Origin of the sequence: Bradyrhizobium algeriense (genome assembly GCF_003062295.1) — a bacterium.
GTDB classification, from domain to species: domain Bacteria; phylum Pseudomonadota; class Alphaproteobacteria; order Rhizobiales; family Xanthobacteraceae; genus Bradyrhizobium; species Bradyrhizobium algeriense.
In genome coordinates this window covers 1-17919 of sequence record NZ_PYCN01000022.1, presented here as the reverse complement: position 1 = coordinate 17919, position 17919 = coordinate 1, and the positions used below count along the sequence as shown (strand labels likewise).

Sequence of the window (17919 nt, the reverse complement as noted above, 5' to 3'; positions counted from 1 at the left end):
CGCGATGCGACGATGACCCCGACGTTGTGTCCTATTGCCATTTCTATTGAGGCGAGTATCGTACAGGCGTTTCAGAATTTCGATTTCAGGCGTTTCGCTCACGACCGTCGACAAGCTCGAAGGCATTGAGCCGGGTGACACCGGATGAGCCTTGTCGTGCGCGTTCAAGCGCGGATTGATCGCCCGCGGCGGTCGATCCCGGCGGATTGCAATAGCGGGGGTGTAACATGGCCGCTCCGATCACGTTCGTCGTCCCTGGCGTCCGCGCAGACCGCGGCGCCACGCGCGGCGCCGGCGGCGCAGCATTGCCCATCGGGCGCGTGAAGGACTCCATCACCGTCACGGCCCAGCGCGCCGCCGGGGAATCGGAAGTCCGAACGACCGCGATTCCCGGAGAAGACGTCGTTCTGATCGAAGTCGCCGGAGGACCCGAGCTGTGGTTGCATCCCGACACCGCGCGGGAGCTGCTGCAATCCCAACAGGACGACCCGCTTCTCTCGCGCGGCGGGACGACGCTCGCGCCGGGCGAGGTACGTATTCCCGCCCGCTTGCAGTGGCGTCTCGAAGAAGGCGCAGCCGTGCCTGGCGCCACGCGCGGCTTCCTCAGCGACGTGCTGGTTCGGGGGATTCAGGTCCTCACCGGTTTTGCCGAGGACAAGGCGGCGGATTTCGCGGCCTCGAAGGTCGTTCAGGCGTTCGACTCCAAGGTCAAGGCGGGCATGTACCGGCTCGATCGTCAGCCGCCCGGATCGCTCAAGGACCGGACGCCGTCCACGATCGCATCTGGCGAGACACCATCGCTGGTGCTGATTCACGGGACCTTCAGCGAAACCTCCGGCACGTTCGGAAAGCTGTGGAACGAGCACCCGGAGCTCGTCGATCTGCTCTTCAAGAGGTTTCAGGACAGGGTCTATGCGCTCGACCACCCGACGCTTGGCGCAAGCCCGATCGCCAACGCCATCACGCTGGCCGAAGCCGCGCCAGAAGGCGCGCGGCTTCATCTGCTCACGCATTCGCGCGGCGGATTGGTCGCAGAAGTGCTGGCGCGGGTGTGCAGCGAACCGGTGGCGTCCGTCGAGCTGTTCGCAAATGACGGTTCGAGCGCGCAGGAGCTGAAGAAGCTCGCCGAGCTCGTCGCCCGGAAGCGCATTTCGATCGATCGGGTCGTCCGCGTCGCCTGCCCGGCGCGAGGCACCCTGCTCGCCTCCAAGCGTCTCGACGCTTATGTGTCGGTGGTGAAGTGGGCGCTCGAGCTCGCTCAGATTCCCGTCGCGGATGAGCTGGTCAAATTTCTGGGTGAAGTCGCCCGTCGACGCGCGGACCCAGACATGGTTCCGGGTCTCGCCGCGCAGATCCCGGATTCGCCGCTCGTCAAATGGCTGCATGCGACCGACAAGCCAATCAAAGGTGATCTGCGCGTCGTGGCCGGCGATCTCGAGGGCGATTCGGTCGGCACCTGGGTCAAGACCCTCTTGTCCGATGCCTTCTTCTGGACCGACAACGATCTGGTGGTGCAAACGCGATCGATGTATGGCGGGTCGCCGCGGGAGAAGGACTCGACGTTCGTCCTCGACCAGGGCGGCAAGGTCTCGCACTTCAACTATTTCAGCAACCCGCGGACTGCGAATGCGATCGTGAACGCGCTGGCGCTCAGCGCCGATCCGCCGGACGAATTTCGCGTCATCGGCCCGCTCTCGTGGAGCGGGGAATCGTCGACGGGGGTTCGGGCGGCATTGCAATCGCGCGGTGCGGCCGCGGCCGCCGAGTTGCCTGCGCTCTTCATCCTGCCCGGCATACTCGGCAGCAATTTGAAGATCGACAACGATCGCATCTGGCTCGGATGGCGCCTCGTCAACGGCTTGAAGCAGCTCGCTTACGATCCCAAGGGCACCAATGTCCTGCCGGATGGGCCGATTGGCATCTACTACGACGACCTCACGACGTTCTTCTTCGACGACCACGACGTGAAGCCGTTCGCCTTCGACTGGCGGCGCCCGATGGCCGCCGAGGCCAAACGTCTCGCCGACGAAGTCGCCGCCGCCCTCGACGCGCGCAAAACATCGAAACAGCCGGTGCGGATCATCGCGCATTCGATGGGCGGCCTGGTTGCGCGGATGATGCAGATCGTCAGCCGCAGCACGTGGGACCGGATGATGGCGGCCGACGGCGCGCGCCTGTTGATGCTGGGGACGCCGAACGGCGGCTCCTGGGCGCCGATGCAGGTCCTGTCGGGCGACGATACGTTCGGCAATCTCCTGACCAGCGTGGGCGCACCGTTCGGCGGCAACGGGGCGCGCAAGCTCATCGCCAACTTCCCCGGGATCCTGCAACTCCAGGCCGGCCTGCTGAACGGTCTCGGCACCGACGCAACCTGGAAAGATCTTGCAGCCGCCGATCTTGCGGCGGCGCGCAGGAACAACCCCTGGCACAATCTGCCGCTGCAATTTGCGCAGTTGGAGTGGGGAATTCCCACCCAGGACGTGCTCAACGAAGCGGTCGAACTGCGGCGCGCGCTCGATCGGCAGCGCGACACCGACCTCGCCTCGTTCGCACACAAGCTCCTGCTCGTCGTCGGCAAGGCGGAGTTCACGCCAGCGGGCTACCAGAAGTCGGACGACGGCGTGATGTATCTGGACGCGCCGGACCAGGGCGACGGCCGGGTGCTGCTCGACAGCGCCGTGCTGCCGGGGGTGACCACCTGGGTCGTGGACGCCGATCATGGATCTCTGCCCCGGCACAAGGAAGCCTTCGGCGGATACCGCGACTTGCTCAGGATGGGCCGTACGGATCGCCTCTCCACGCTGACCGCCGCCCAGACCGCGCGGGGACAGGCGGGACCAACTGCCAAACCGCTGGTGCGAAGCCGTCCGTCGCGACTGCCGGGCGGTGAAACACCGCCACAGCGCGAAATCGACGTGCTGGCGCCCGCGGCCACGGCGTCCGCGCCGCAGGCAAAATCGCGGGCTGCGGGCCTGCACATCACCGTCATGAACGGCGATCTCACCTACGTCTCCGAGCCATTGCTGATCGGCCACTACCGCGCGCTGCGCCTCACCGGCACGGAAGCGGTGATGGACCGCGCGATCGGTGGCGCGATGATCGCGTCACTCCAGCGGGGCCTCTATCCGGACGCGCCCGGCAGCCACCAGGTCTTCGTCAACGTCACGGCCAATGCCGACAATCCCTGGCAATTGCCGCGGCCGGAGGCCGTCATCGTGGCCGGTCTCGGCGCCGAGGGCGAGCTGCGCGGATCGCATCTCGTGAATACCGTCCGGCAGGCGGTCATCGGATGGGCGCAGCGTCTGACGGAGCGGCGTCCCGTGCCGCCCGAATTCACGCTCGCGACGACACTGCTTGGCAGCGGCGGCAGCGGCATCACGGCGGGACAGGCGGCACAACTCATCGCGCAGGGCGTGCGCGAGGCCAACGAACAGCTCGCCCGGGACGGCACCGCGCCGCCGCGCTGGCCGCGCGTGAGCCAGCTCAAGATCATCGAGCTGTTTCTCGACCGCGCCAACGAAGCGTGGAACGCCCTCCGGGCGCTCGCGGCGGCGGACAGCGCCCGCTTCTCCGTCGAACCGACCATCGCCGAAGGCATCGGCGCAATGCGCCGGCCCACGGATGCCGGATACCGCGGCGCCGACTACGATTTCATCAGCGCCATCATCCAGAAAACCGAGAACGAGCCGGAATCGATCGTCTACACGGTGAATTCCAAGCGCGCACGCAGCGACGTGCGTCCGCAGTCCATGCAGGTGGGGCTCGTTCGAAACCTCGTGCTGACGGCCTCCAACAACGCCAACACCGACGCGCAGATCGGACGCACGCTCTTCAGGCTGCTCGTCCCGGTCGATCTCGAGCCGTTCCTGGGCAGCAGCACGGAGACGGTGCTTGAGCTCGACACGAGCACCGCCGCCATCCCCTGGGAGGCGCTCGAGCCCTCCAAATCGGACGGAAAGTCGAGCGGACTGCCGTGGTCCATCCGCACCAAGCTGTTGCGCAAGTTGCGGACGCCGTCGCCACCCACGCGCGCGGTCACCGACGCTTCGGCCGACGACGACATTCTCGTGATCGGAGATCCCGCATGCGACCGATTGGTCTATCCGCTGCTGATGGGCGCGCGGCGGGAGGCGACGAAGGTCGCGGACTGCCTGACGGAATTGGTCAACCCTCGCCACGTCCATCGGGTCATCAGCGGGCCCAAGCCCGGAGACGAAGAACCCGATCTGGGGACCGTGATCAACGCCTTGATCGACGGGGACTGGCGCATCATCCATATTGCCGGCCACGGCGAGCCGCCGACCGACGGCGTCACTCGCGGCGTCGTGCTGTCCGACGGCGCGTTCTTCGGGCCGCAGGAGATCAAAGCGCTGCGCGTCATCCCCGAGTTGGTGTTCGTCAATTGCTGTCATCTGGCGGCCGACGCCCCGAAAACGCTCTTCGAGCCGGTCAATTACAATCGCGCGGAATTCGCCTCGGGCGTGGCCCATGCGCTGATTGAGGGCGGCGTGCGCTGCGTGATCGCGGCCGGCTGGGCGGTGGACGACGAAGCGGCGAGCATATTTGCCACGAGCTTCTACAAGGCCCTGCTCGGCGGGGACCGCTTCATCGACGCCGTCGCAACGGCACGGGAGAGCGCGCGCAGCAGCCGTAACAACACCTGGGCGGCCTATCAGTGCTACGGCGATCCGGACTGGCGCTTTCGGACACAGACCGGCGATGCCCAGAAGCCCACGTCGCGACCCGCGGGGCAGGAATTTTCCGGCATCGCGTCGGCTCCGGCCTTAATCGTCGCGCTCGAGCGGATCGCCGTCGAAACCGAATATCAGGGCAAGAAGCCCGAGGATCAGGCCGTCCGCCTGCACTACCTGGAACAGAAGTTCGCACAGTACTGGGAGGGACGCGGCAACGTTGCCGAAGCGTTCGGCACCGCATGGCTGAGAGCCAAGCGCTTCGACGAGGCGATCAAATGGTATCAGCGCGCGCGCGAGGCGCAGGACGGGACGGCATCCTTCGTCTCGATCGAACAATTGGCGAATGCCAGGATCCGCCTTGCGTGGGAGCGCGCCGAACGCGACGGCAAGACGATCGACCAGGCGCGCAAGGAGATCGAGGACGCGATGACGCTGCTCGACAGGCTGATTGCGTTCGCGCCGACCGTCGAGCGGGAAAGCCTCTATGGCTCCGGCTACAAGCGACTGGCCCTGCTCGAAGCGGCAGCGGCCGCCGCCGCGGCGAAGGCCGATGACCAGACCGCGACGGCAGCGGCAGAGGCCGCTGAAGCGGCCGCCATCGGACAGATGCTGACGCACTACGAGGCCGCGGAGACCATCGCCCGCAAATCGCCTTCCGCTTCCACCCAAGCGCTCTTCTACCCCGCGATGAACCGCATTGCCGCGCAGCTCGCGAGCAATGCAGGTACGCAAGCGATGGACAACGAAACCATCACCTTGGTGCGCAGCTCGATGGGCACTGTCGCGCCGAATTTCTGGTCCGTCGTCGGGCAAACTGAACTCGACATGTATGTGGCGATCGCGGCGAACTCGCTCGCGGAAAAAGCGGGTCCCCTGATCGAGAAGTTCCGTGAGCACCATACACGGGTCGACAACACGCGGCTGTGGGGTTCCGTGTTCGACAATGCGACCTTCGTGCTGTCCAAATACCGCGCGCGTGCCAGTCAATCCGAAGCTGCGGCCGCGAAGCAGCTTCTCGATGCACTGGGCTCGCTGGCGGGTCGCGCCGCAGCGTCCGCATCCACGGGAGGCGGTGCGACGAAAGGCACTCCGAAAGCCGCGCCGGCGAGCAACACCAAGGCCGCGAAGAAGGCCAGCAAGATAAAGGTCAAGGCGAGGCCGGCCGGCGGCGCGCGGACGCAGCAAGGCAGCACGCCAAAACGCAAACCGTGACCGCTCGGTCCAGCATCGTCGACCCGGCGGCTTCATAATGTCTGGAAGGAGGATCCAAATGGCGAAGACGGCAGAGCACAAGGCGAAGGCGGTATCGATCCATATCGGATTGAACTCCGTTGACCCGAAGCACTACGCGGGCTGGAGCGGCGACCTCCTCGCCTGCGAGTTCGACGCCAACGACATGGCGGCTATCGCGCACGACGCCGGCATGAAATCGACGCTGCTGCTCACCACCAAGGCGACGCGGGCGAACGTGCTCGCAGCCGTGAGAGCCGCAGCCAAGAAGCTGAAATCGGGCGATTTGCTGTTCGTGACCTATTCCGGACATGGCGGCCAGATCGACGACGTGAGCGACGAAGAAGAGGACAAGAAGGACGAAACCTGGTGCCTCTATGATGGCGAGCTCATCGACGACGAGGTGTTTTTGGAGTTGAGCCGCATTGCCGCGGGCGTGCGGGTGCTGGTCCTCTCCGACAGTTGCCACAGCGGCACGGTGACGCGCGCGAGGCTTCCGGAAGCCAGCCCGGCCGGGCGATCAAAGATGATGCCGCCATCCGTCGCGATGCGGACCTATCGCGAGCATCAGGCATTCTACGACAAGCTTCAGCGCGACGTGGCCGAGGCCGCGGGAAAGGCGTCCGTGCCGACGCCCGACAGCGCATTGGCGCGCGTTGCCGTCAGCAAGCGGCTGACTGCCATCGCCAACGAGTGCAAGGCCTCCGTGATCCTGATATCGGGCTGCCAGGACAGCCAGACGTCCCTGGACGGCGACCACAACGGCGCGTTCACGGAGCAACTGCTTCGGATATGGAATCAGGGCGCGTTCAAGGGCAACCACGCCAAATTCCACGCCGCCATCAAGGCACGCATGCCCCGCACCCAGGTGCCCAATCTCTTCACCCTCGGTCCGGTCGGGAAGTTCCTGACCGAGCGGCCGTTCACTCCGTGAGAAGAGCCGCCTCAAACGGGCGGCTTTTTCATCTGTAAGCCTCGCGCGGGCTTTTTGCCCTCGTTCTCCGCGTTGATCTCGCACAATGGCGAGCCTTTCATCGATTCCCAAGCTGGCGAGCGCTCATGGTTCGCGGGAACCGATCGAGCGTCTTCGTGCAGGGAGCCTCAAGCCGACATTGCACGTTCGTTCAACGCTAATCGCACGACCATTTCGCGCTTGCGTGCTCAGTTAGTCGCAAACGTGAAGGCGTAGATTTGGTTCGAATTGAATCAGCGTTGCGCCGCGGTCACACGCTACGAGTTCCATTACGACTTCAGGGTTTATTTGTTGCTGATTGCAACTGACCGACCTACGCTGGTTGCATCATTCGCATGACACATCCCCGACGTTGGCCTTCGCGGCCATATTCGGCGAAGGGGCTGAGCGAATTGGAATGCCGCACGCGCGTCGCTAAGGCGCAGCAGGAAAGAACCGGTCGCGCTCAGCGACGCGGCGGTCGAACGAACAGGCACGCGGGAAGGAACTGAGGACCCTACGAGGGGAATTCATGATCACTCGTCGCTGCGCTCGCTTCGCGATGAACTGGCTCGCGAGTGCGGAGGAAAGCGGCCGATCGCTGCGACGCCGACTCATGATGGTGTTGCGGCGGGCGCACCAGGCCCTCGGCCTGCGGCGTGATCGGCTCGGCCTCGGTGCGCTCGGCATTGGCGGTGTCGCGCTGGCACGTCGCAGCCGGTTCGCCGCGCCGCGCCCAGCGCGCATTGCGCTTACCTTGTCGGCGCGCGGCGGAATATTGGTGGCGCTGCTTAGCCTCGCCGCCACACCGGTGCGCGCGATCGATTACTTCTGGGACATCAACGGTGCCACGGCGGGCGCCGGCGGGCCGGCGCCCAGCGGAACCTGGAGCGCCGGCGGCACGACGCTGTCCACCAGCTCCGCCGGTACCATAGCCACGGGCGCCGTCACCACCACCACAGCGGACCGGCTGTTCTTCTCGGCCGGAACGGACGCCACGGGCGCCTATGCGGTGACGGTGAACGGAACGCAGAACATCAACAGCCTGATCTTCCAGGAAGGCACGGCAAGCCTGACCGGCGGCACGATCAATTTCGGCGCTGCGGCGGCCACTATCGACAGCGGCGCCACGTCCGCCACGATCTCGTCCATCCTGACCGGCACGGCGGGCCTGACCAAGGCCGGCACGGGCACCTTGACGCTGACCGGCGCCAACACGTTCAGCGGCGGCATCAACGTCAACGCCGGTGTCCTCAACGTCAACAGCAACGCCGCGCTCGGCGCCGCTACCAACGGCATCACGATGGCCAACGGCACCCAACTGACGAGCACCGGCGCGCTGGCCTCCAGCCGCGTGGTCACGCTCAGTGGCGGTACTGTTACGCTGAGCGGCACAGGCGTAGGCTCTGCCCGCTTCACCGGTGCCGGGGGACTCCTGGTGCAGCCGGGGGTTGCCTTGAGCAATAACGCCAGCGACTACACCGGCCAAACCCAGTTCACGGGCAACCTGGCGAACGCCACTTATTCGTTCAACTCGATCGCCGACCTGGGCGTGGCCAGCGCGCTGGGCGCGCCGACCACGGCGGCCAACGGCACTATCGTGGTGGCCAACGGCCAAGGCAACCCGACCCTGAGCTACACTGGCAGCGTCGCCCGCAGCTCCAACCGCAACTGGGACCTCCGGGGCGCCCCCTCGGGGGGGACCGTTACCCTGCGCAATTTGGGCAGCGGCGCGCTGACGCTGACCGGCGATATCCTGATAAACAGCAACGCGTTCAGCGCCACCTTCAACGCTACGGGCGCCAACCTGTCCTTGCTCGGCGTGATCAGCAGCAGCGGCACGAGGCAAGCTGTGTACAGCGGCCTCGGCACGCGGACCATCACCCTCGGTGGCGCCAACACCTATACCGGCAACAGCACGATCGCCGCCGTGACAGTGCAGGCACCGGTGCTTGCGGATTTGGGGACCATCAGCTCCCTCGGCACCGCCTCAGGCGCCTCGGGCGTCACCACCATCAGCAGCAACGGCAGACTGAGCTATACCGGCACGGGCGCCAGCAGCAACCGCGGCTGGCTATTCGGCTTCGTCGGCGGCGGCACGATCAGCAACGACGGCACAGGGGCGTTGGCGCTCAGCGGCGCCATGACGATCTCGAGCACCGCGACACTGGGCGGCAGTTTCAACGGCGCGGCCAACACCATGTCCGGCGTCGTCTCCGGCGCCGGCGCGCTCGCGGTCAATACCGCGGGCACCTGGGCTCTCACCAATACGAACACCTACACGGGCGGCACGACCATCACAGCGGGCACGCTGCAGCTGGGCAATGGCGGCACGACCGGCAGCATCGTCGGCAACGTGGTCGACAACGGCACGCTGGCGTTCAACCGCTCGGACGCGGTCACCTTCGGCGGCACGATCTCCGGTACCGGCGCGGTGAACCAGACCGGCCCCGGCACGACAGTGCTCACCGGCGACAATACGTACGGCGGCGGCACGACGATCAGCGCCGGGACGCTGCAGCTCGGCAACGGCGGCACCACCGGCTCGATCCTCGGCGACATCACCAACAACGGGGTGCTGGCGTTCAATCGCTCGGATGCGGTCACCTTCGGCGGCACGATCTCCGGCACCGGCGCGGTGAGCCAGATCGGCACCGGCACGACGATGTTCACCGGCAACAATGCGTACGGTGGCGGCACGACGATCTCGGCTGGCACCCTGCAGCTCGGCAACGGGGGGACCACCGGCTCGATCCTCGGCAACATCACGAACGACGGCACGCTGGCGTTCAACCGCGCCAACACGCTGGACTTCGGCGGCGTCATCTCCGGCTCAGGCGCCATCCGCCAGATCGGCCCGGGCACCACCGTGCTCACCGGCGACAGCTCTGCCTTCATGGGCACGACCTCGGTCGAGGCCGGCATCTTGGCCGTCAACGGCAGCCTGTGCGGCGACATGAACGTGCTGGCGGGGGGCCGGCTGCACGGCAACGGCACGGTGTGCGATACGACCAACTTTGCCGGGGGCACGGTCGCTCCTGGCAATTCCATCGGGACGCTCACCGTCGCCGGCAACTACGTCGGCAACGGCGGCTTGCTGGAGATTGCGAGCGTTCTCGGCGGCGATGCATCGCCAACCGATCGGCTGGTCGTGACTGGTAATACGTCCGGCACCACCAACGTGCGGGTCACCAATGTCGGCGGCACTGGAGCGCCGACCGTCGAAGGCATCAAGGTCGTCGATGTCGGCGGCGCCTCGAATGGCACATTCACGCTGCAGGGGGACTACGTCATTCAGGGCCAGCAGGCGGTGGTCGGCGGCGCCTACGCCTATACGCTGCAGAAGAATGGTATCAGCACTCCTGCGGACGGCGACTGGTACCTGCGCTCCAGCCTCATCAATCCGCCGCCCGCAGCACCTCCCGGCCCGCTCTTTCAGCCCGGTGTGCCGCTTTACGAAAACTATACCCAGGTCTTGCTCGGCCTGAACGAACTGCCAACATTGCAGCAGCGTGTCGGCAACCGCTATTGGGGCGGCAGCGATGCCATGGCGCGCGCAGGTATCGCGCCGGTGCCGGGTGACGGTTCGCCGACGCCATCGGCATTCTGGGGCCGCATCGAAGGTGGGCGTGCCGACCTGCAGCCCTCCAACACCACCGGCTCGACCTACACCGCCGATCAGATGAGGCTGCAGGCGGGCCTCGACGGTCTTGCGCTGGAGAATGAGCGGGGCAGGCTGATCGTCGGCCTCACGGCGCAATATGGTCTGACCACGGCCAATGTCACCTCGTTCTTCGGCAACGGCCGGATCCGCGTCGAAGGCGCTGGCGTCGGCAGCACCCTGACCTGGTATGGCGACAACGGTTTCTATGTCGACGGCCAGGCGCAGTCGATGTTCTACCACAGCGATCTTTCTTCAATGCTGGTTGGCAGCCTGACGCACGGCAATGATGGGCTGGGCTATGCCTTCAGCGTCGAAACCGGCAGGCGGATCGCAGTCAGCAACGGCTGGTCACTGACGCCGCAGGCGCAGCTCGCTTATTCGAAGGTCGATTTCGCCAGCTTCGCCGATCGGTTCGGCGCGCGGGTGTCGCTGCGCGATAACGACAGCCTGGTCGGCCGCACCGGACTTGCGCTCAGCCATCAGAAGACCTGGAATGACGGCTCGGGCATCGTGCGCTCCGACATCTACGGCATCGCCAATGTCCAGTACGAGTTCCTCAACGGCACGAGCATCGATGTGGCCGGCACCAGCTTCGCCAGCGCGCAAGACCGGCTGTGGGGCAGCATCGGCGGCGGCGGCACCTACAGCTGGGCCAATGGCCGCTATGCCATCTTCGGCGAAGTCTCCTACAATGCGAGCCTCGCTGGCAGCTCCGATAATCACAGCTACAAGGGCACAGGCGGCTTCCGCATCGTCTGGTAAGCGACCACGCTGGTCGCGGGCGCAATCGACTCGCAGTGGCCTACGCAAACCAGGTCATTGATTTTGTCGGGAGCGACGGTTCGGTCCTAAAAACAAAAACCCGGCAATCCATTCAGATTGCCGGGCTTTTGGTATCGATCTTGGTTGCGGGGATAGGATTTGAACCTATGACCTTCAGGTTATGAGCCTGACGAGCTACCGGGCTGCTCCACCCCGCGTTAAACCGTTGCGTTGCCTTAGAAAGCCGGTGCCGAAACGATCACGGCGAACGTCAGATGACGCCGATCGATCCCGTTCGGAGACTTCCTGAGAAGGCGACCCGGGCCGAAGCCGTCGGGCGCGAGGGGTATGTATCAACGTCGCCCTGCTTTGGAAAGGGGAAAGGCTCCGCTTTTGAGGATTTTATGACAGCAAAAACGAGGGTTTGAGGGGGTAAAACCGCCTCCTGGAACCGCTCTTGCCATAAACGCCGCAAAAGCCGAGTTTTAGCTCCCAAAGTGTGGCCAGACAGGTCGCCAGAACAAAAAATCCGGGGGGATGCGCGTGACGGATACGTTCGACTTCGTGGTGGTGGGCGGCGGCTCGGGCGGCTGCACGGTGGCCGGGCGGCTGTCGGAGGACCCGAACATTTCGGTGGCGGTGCTGGACGCCGGCGGCAAGAACGAAAATTGGGTGGTGACGACACCGTTCGCACTCGTGCTGATGGTCGCAGGCAACGTCAACAACTGGGCCTTCAACACCGTGCCGCAGAAGGGCCTCAACGGCCGCATCGGCTATCAGCCGCGCGGCAAGGGGCTCGGCGGCTCTTCCGCGATCAACGCGATGGTCTATATCCGCGGCCACCGCGCCGACTACGATCAATGGGCTTCCCTCGGCAATGCCGACTGGTCGTTCGCCGACGTGCTGCCTTACTTCAAGCGCGCGGAAAACAACGCCGATTTCGACGGCGAATATCACGGCAAGGGCGGGCCGCTCGCCGTCAACAAGTCGCGCACCGGCAATCCGGTGCAGCAGATCTTCCTGCAGGCCGCGCAGGAAGCGCAGTTCCGGCTGCGCGAGGATTTCAACGCCGCCGAGCACGAGGGCCTCGGCATCTATCAACTGACGCAGAAGAACGGCGAACGTTGCAGCGCCGCGCGCGCCTATATCCACCCGCATATGGGAAACCGCACCAATCTGCGCGTCGAGACGCATGCCCATGCCACCCGCATCCTGTTCGAAGGCAAGCGCGCGGTCGGCGTCGAATATCGCCAGGGCAAGGAGTTGAAGCAGATCCGCGCCCGGCGCGAGGTGATCGTGTCCTCCGGCGCATTCCAGACCCCGCAGCTGCTGATGCTCTCGGGCATCGGCGACGGCGCGGCGCTTGGCAAGCACGGCATCGCCACCGTGCGTCATTTGCCCGGCGTCGGACAGAACCTGCAGGATCATCCGGATTTCGTGTTCGGCTACATGTCCGACAATCCCAACTTTAACGGCATCTCGCTCAAGGCCCTGCCGCGGCTGCTGCGGGCCATCGGCCAGTACCGGCGCGAACGAAGGGGGCCGATGACGTCGAACTTCGCCGAATGCGGCGGCTTCCTGAAAACCCGGCCTGATCTCGACATCCCCGACATCCAGCTTCATTTCGGCATGGCGCTGGCCGACGATCATGGCCGCAAGCGCCATCGCGGCACCGGCTTTACCTGCCACGTCTGCCTGCTGCGGCCAAAGAGCCGCGGCAGCGTTTCGCTCAGCAGTGCCGATCCGTTCGCAGCGCCCGCGATCGATCCGAACTTCTTCGGCGAGGCGGATGATCTGGAAACCATGGTTGCGGGCTTCAAGACCACGCAGCGGCTGATGGAGACGCCGGCACTGCGCGCGTTGCAGAAGAAGGAGATGTTCACGGCAGGCGTGCATAGCGATGACGACATCCGCAACCTCTTGCGCGAGCGCGTCGACACCGTCTATCACCCGGTCGGGTCAGCCAAGATGGGCGTCAACGATCCGATGGCCGTGGTTGATCCGAAGCTGAAAGTGTACGGCGTCGAGGGATTGCGGGTGGTCGATGCCTCGGTCATGCCGACGCTGATCGGCGGCAACACCAATGCGCCGACCATCATGATCGGAGAGAAGGCCGCCGACATGATCAAGGCGGAGATGCGGGCGAATTGATCGGGCTCCCGTCATTGCGAGGAGTAGCGACGACTTGTCCGCCGAAGCTCAAAGAGCGTAGGCGGAAGCTATCCAGCCATCCGTTGTGCCGCGGCATGGATTGCTTCGCTTCGCTAGCAATGACGTGGAGGGAGCTGAACTCGTTCGCGCCCCCGTGCGTGTCCGGTTTCTGGGATCGTATCATGCGTTATCGGCGGCTTATCAGCGGCACGCAACTTGGCTAGAGTGGCCGCATCGGACTACAACAACATCACCTGACATAACGGGAGAGAAACAGTGGATCTTGGGATCAAAGGCCGCAGTGCCATCGTATGCGCATCGAGCAAGGGCCTGGGCCGCGCCTGCGCCATGGCGCTCGCCAATGAAGGCGTGCATGTCACGCTGACGGCGCGTGGCGCGGAGGCGCTGAAAAAGACCGCCGATGAAATCCGCAAAGCCAATCCCGGCGTCACCGTCACGGAAGTCGCCGGCGACATCACGACGCCAGCCGGGCGCGAGGCGGCGCTGAAAGCCTGCCCCGAGCCGGATATCCTGATCAACAATGCCGGCGGCCCGCCGCCCGGCGATTTCCGCAACTGGACCCGCGACGACTGGATCAAGGCGATCGACGCCAACATGCTGACGCCGATCGAACTGATCAAGGCGACGGTGGACGGCATGATGGCGCGGAAGTTCGGCCGCATCGTCAACATCACCTCGGCTGCGGTGAAGGCGCCGATCGATATCCTCGGCCTTTCCAACGGCGCGCGCGCCGGCCTCACCGGCTTTGTCGCCGGGCTGTCGCGCAAGACCGTGATCAGCAACGTCACCATCAACGCGCTGCTGCCGGGACCGTTCGACACCGACCGCCTGCGCGGCGTGGGGAAAGCGGAAGCCGAGAAGCGCGGCATCACGCCGGATCAAGTGTTTGCCGAGCGCGCCAAGCAAAATCCGGCCGGACGGTTCGGCGAGCCCGATGAGTTCGGCTATGCCTGCGCGTTCCTGTGCGGCGCCAAGGCCGGCTACATCACCGGCCAGAACATCCTGCTCGACGGCGGCGCGTTTCCGGGCACGCTATGAAGGCAGTCTGGTACGAGCGAGCGGGCCCCGCGCCCGACGTGCTGACCTATGGCGAGATGCCGACGCCGGTGGCCGGCCCGGGCGAAGTCCGGGTGCGGCTGGAGGCGTCCGGCGTTAATCCCGCCGATGTCGGCCGTCGCGGCGGCGGCTACCGGCCGATGGAATATCCGCGCGTCATTCCGAACAGCGACGGCGCTGGGATCATCGATCAGGTCGGCGACGGCGTCACGCGACTCAAGGCCGGTCAGCGTGTCTGGCTGTTCAACGGCCAGCGCAACGGCCGCGCGTTCGGCACGGCGGCGGAGTATATTTCACTCGCCGAACATCTGGTGACGCCGCTGCCCGACAATTTGTCGTTCGCGGAAGGCGCCACACTCGGTATCCCCGGCATGACCGCGTGGACCTGCCTCTACTGCGACGGCCCGATCGTGGGGCAGACGGTGCTCGTCACCGGCGGCGCGGGCGCCGTAGGTCACTATGCCGTGCAACTCGCCAAATGGGGCGGTGCCAAGGTGATCGCGACCGTCAGTTCGGCGGCCAAGGCCGAGCAGGCGCGACTTGCCGGCGCCGACCTCGTCGTGAACTACAGAAGCGAAGATGTCGTCGCCAAAGCGATGGCCTTCACCGGGCAGCGCGGCGTCGACCGCGTCGTCGATGTCGATTTCGGCGGCAATATCGATACCACGCTGAAACTGATGGGCATCAATTCGACGATCGCGGTGTACGCCAGCAACGGCAACCGCACGCCTGTGGTGCCGATGCGCGAGTTGATGGAAAAATGCATCGCGCTGCGCGCGCTGGTGCTGTTCGCGCTGCCACAGCCATTATTGGCGGCGGCGCAAGCGGACATTTCAAAGTGGCTGGGGGCGGGGCCGCGCATTCACAACGTAGCAGCCCAGTTTGCGCTCTCGGACACCGCGCAGGCACATCTTGCGGTGGAGAAAGGCGACAAGCTCGGCACGGTGGTCGTGGACTGCGCCAGGTAGCTACAGCTACTGGATCGGCGTGGTCCGTCCCTCCGTCCAGGACAGGCCGAACTCATCGAGACCTTCGGCGAGAAGGTCGCCGAGCATCGGCTCGCCCAGCAGATAGCGCGCGGTGGGACCGCTTCGTCCTTCCGCGGCCTGCCGCCGCAAATCTTTCCATTCCTCGATTGTCCCGTCGCCGCGGCCGAGCCGCATCAGCGCGACGAGGTCGACCTGTTCGTCCTCGCTCAGCGCATCGATGAAACCGGCGATCTCGCGCGCGACCGGATCGCGTCCGTTGTCCTCGAGCACATCGATCATTTCGTCGTCGGCGGGATTGGATCCGGAGTCCGGATCGGATGCCGCTTCCTTGACGTCGAACTGGCGGGCTTTCTCGATCAGGAAGCCGACTTTTTCAGGCGAAATCGTGAGTTCTGGCATCGCATGTTCCTCATACGGGCTATGCGATAACGCCGAACGCCGTCAGACGATCCATTGCACCGGAACATGGAAACCCGCATCCTTGCCCGAACAATCAGAAACGATGAGGAAGCGCCGGATGCAGTGGAACGTGGGCAGGGTCAGGATCACCAGGGCCGTCGAAATGGAGGCGGTCGGCAGCACCCGTTTCATCCTGCCGCTCGCGACCAACGAGGAAATCCAGAAACTGCCGTGGCTCATACCGCCTTTCGCGACCGGGGAGGGCCGGCTGAAAATGTCGATCCATTCGTTCCTGGTCGAGACGCCCACGCGCCGGATCATTGTCGACACCGGGCTCGGCAACGACAAGCAGGGCCGCAACGTGCCGACCTGGAACAACCGGCAGGACCCGTTCCTCGACAGGCTGACGGCGGCGGGCTTCCCGCCCGACAGCATCGACACCGTGCTGTGCACGCATCTGCATGTCGACCATGTCGGATGGAATACGAAACTTGTCGACGGCAAATGGGTGCCCACTTTTGTCAACGCGCGATACGTGTTCGGCAAGACCGAATACGAGTACTGGCGCGACCACAGCGACGCGTCGGACAGGGCCGCCGTGTTCGCCGATTCCGTGAAACCGATCGCAGAGGCCGGCAAGGCCGATCTCGTCGCCAGCGATGCCAGGCTGACGGATGAAATCACCCTGATCCCGACACCCGGCCACAGCCCCGGCCATATGAGCGTCCACATCAGGTCGGACGGTGAGGAAGCTCTGCTGACGGGCGACGTCGCCCACCATCCCTGCCAGATGGCCCATCTCGATTGGTCGTCCACGGCCGATTCCAATCCCCGGCAGTCGGTCGAAACTCGGCGCGAGCTGTTCTCGCGCTTTGCCGACACGCCGGCGCTGGTTATTGGCGGACACTTCAGTGCCGGCCATATCAAGCGCGACGGCGACGCCTTCCGGTTCGTGGCGCTGTAGCGCGCGACACGCTGGGTGGTGGGCACGGCGCAAGGGCGCCTTTGCCCACCCTACCCTGCGCTTTCGGCAGTTGAATTTCCTGCCCCGCTGTTCCATGAAGCGTGTCGAGGTATACCACCGATAAGCCTGATAAACCCCGCAGGGAGTGACAAAATGAAGCTCGTTCGTTACGGCGCCAAGGGCGCGGAAAAGCCCGGCCTGATCGATAAATCCGGCCAGTTGCGCGATCTTTCGGCGCAGGTCAGGGATCTCGACGGTGAGGCCTATGCGCCGGCCGGGCTCGCCAAACTCGCGGCGCTGGATACCTCCAAACTTCCCGCCGTCGACGGCAAACAGCGCTTCGGCGCGCCGGTTACCGGCATCTCGAAATTCGTCGCGATCGGCCTGAACTACAGCGACCATGCCAAGGAGACGGGCTCGCCGATCCCGACCGAGCCGATCTTCTTCATCAAAGCCAACACCTCGCTGTCGGGTCCGAACGACGCGGTCGAAAAGCCGCGCGGCTCCACCAAGCTTGACTGGGAAGTCGAGATCGCCGCCATCATCGGCACCCGCGCCAAGTATGTCTCGGAAGCCGACGCACTCAATCATGTCGCCGGCTATTGCGTCTGCAACGACGTCTCCGAGCGCAATTTCCAGCAGGAGCGCGGCGGCCAGTGGACCAAGGGCAAGTCGCACGACACCTTCGGCCCGCTTGGCCCGTGGCTAGGAGCCTGTCCGAGTAATCGGATTTTTCTCGACGAAGAACAAGCGTCGTGATTCAAACGGTGGATGAGCAAGACATTTCGTCCTTGGGACGTTGATCAGGTTTGGCTGCTGCCGCCATCGATCCAGGATTTGGTGCCTTCCGGGCACACGGCCCACTTTGTGCGCGACACGGTTCGCACCGGCTTGGACCTGTCGCGGATCATGGATGTCTACGACGAGGAGCGCGGCTTTCCGCCCTATCATCCTGGCATGATGGTAGCGCTGCTGCTTTATGCGTACAGCCAGGGGATCTACTCGTCGCGCAAGATCGCACGGGGCTGCGAGGAGCG

Annotated in this window: 9 protein-coding genes, 1 tRNA gene and 1 pseudogene; 9 read left to right on the top strand and 2 right to left on the bottom strand. The window is 65.0% G+C overall.

Annotated elements, in window-relative coordinates; all coding sequences use genetic code 11:
* The first annotated feature begins 227 nt into the window (after nucleotides 1–227).
* From C7G61_RS30630 to C7G61_RS30620, 3 genes are all read left to right on the top strand, one after another.
* Nucleotides 228–5906 (top strand): DUF7379 domain-containing protein, encoded by a 5679-nt coding sequence (locus C7G61_RS30630; protein WP_108520875.1) that lies wholly within the window; start codon nucleotides 228–230, stop codon nucleotides 5904–5906.
* Nucleotides 5907–5964: 58 nt separating this feature from the next.
* A complete protein-coding gene (locus tag C7G61_RS30625) occupies nucleotides 5965–6858 on the top strand; it encodes a caspase family protein (protein WP_108520872.1) in 894 nt (297 codons plus the stop codon).
* A 550-nt stretch (nucleotides 6859–7408) separates the two neighbouring features.
* Nucleotides 7409–11302, top strand: coding sequence for an autotransporter outer membrane beta-barrel domain-containing protein (locus C7G61_RS30620; RefSeq protein WP_108520869.1), 3894 nt, complete (start codon nucleotides 7409–7411; stop codon nucleotides 11300–11302).
* A gap of 141 nt (nucleotides 11303–11443) precedes the next feature.
* On the opposite strand, the gene C7G61_RS30615 is transcribed toward C7G61_RS30620, so the two are convergent.
* Nucleotides 11444–11520 (bottom strand) — tRNA-Met (locus C7G61_RS30615).
* Between the two features lie 325 nt (nucleotides 11521–11845).
* Here C7G61_RS30615 and C7G61_RS30610 point away from each other — a divergent pair.
* The 3 genes from C7G61_RS30610 (at nucleotide 11846) to C7G61_RS30600 (ending at nucleotide 15498) form a co-directional block, all read left to right on the top strand.
* A complete protein-coding gene (locus C7G61_RS30610) occupies nucleotides 11846–13453 on the top strand; it encodes a GMC family oxidoreductase (RefSeq protein WP_190242032.1) in 1608 nt (535 codons plus the stop codon).
* A 276-nt stretch (nucleotides 13454–13729) separates the two neighbouring features.
* Nucleotides 13730–14512, top strand: coding sequence for an SDR family oxidoreductase (locus C7G61_RS30605; protein WP_108520865.1), 783 nt, complete (start codon nucleotides 13730–13732; stop codon nucleotides 14510–14512).
* Entirely contained in the window at nucleotides 14509–15498 is a 990-nt protein-coding gene (locus C7G61_RS30600; RefSeq protein ID WP_108520863.1) for an NADPH:quinone reductase, read from the top strand. The genes C7G61_RS30605 and C7G61_RS30600 overlap by 4 nt, the downstream gene beginning before the upstream one ends.
* 6 nt (nucleotides 15499–15504) lie before the next feature.
* Here the strand turns inward: C7G61_RS30600 and C7G61_RS30595 are convergent, their stop codons facing one another.
* Nucleotides 15505–15918, bottom strand: a complete 414-nt coding sequence (locus C7G61_RS30595) for a DUF3775 domain-containing protein (RefSeq protein ID WP_108520860.1) — start codon at nucleotides 15916–15918, stop codon at nucleotides 15505–15507.
* Nucleotides 15919–16036: 118 nt separating this feature from the next.
* On the opposite strand from C7G61_RS30595, the gene C7G61_RS30590 reads away from it, so the two are divergent.
* The 3 genes and pseudogenes from C7G61_RS30590 to C7G61_RS30580 all read left to right on the top strand — a co-directional run.
* Entirely contained in the window at nucleotides 16037–16882 is an 846-nt protein-coding gene (locus tag C7G61_RS30590) for an MBL fold metallo-hydrolase (protein ID WP_190242031.1), read from the top strand.
* A 153-nt stretch (nucleotides 16883–17035) separates the two neighbouring features.
* Nucleotides 17036–17590, top strand: a pseudogene (locus C7G61_RS30585) (fumarylacetoacetate hydrolase family protein); the annotation flags it as partial.
* Nucleotides 17591–17653: 63 nt separating this feature from the next.
* On the top strand, nucleotides 17654–17919 hold a 266-nt coding region (locus tag C7G61_RS30580; protein WP_145963709.1), incomplete at its 3' end, for a transposase.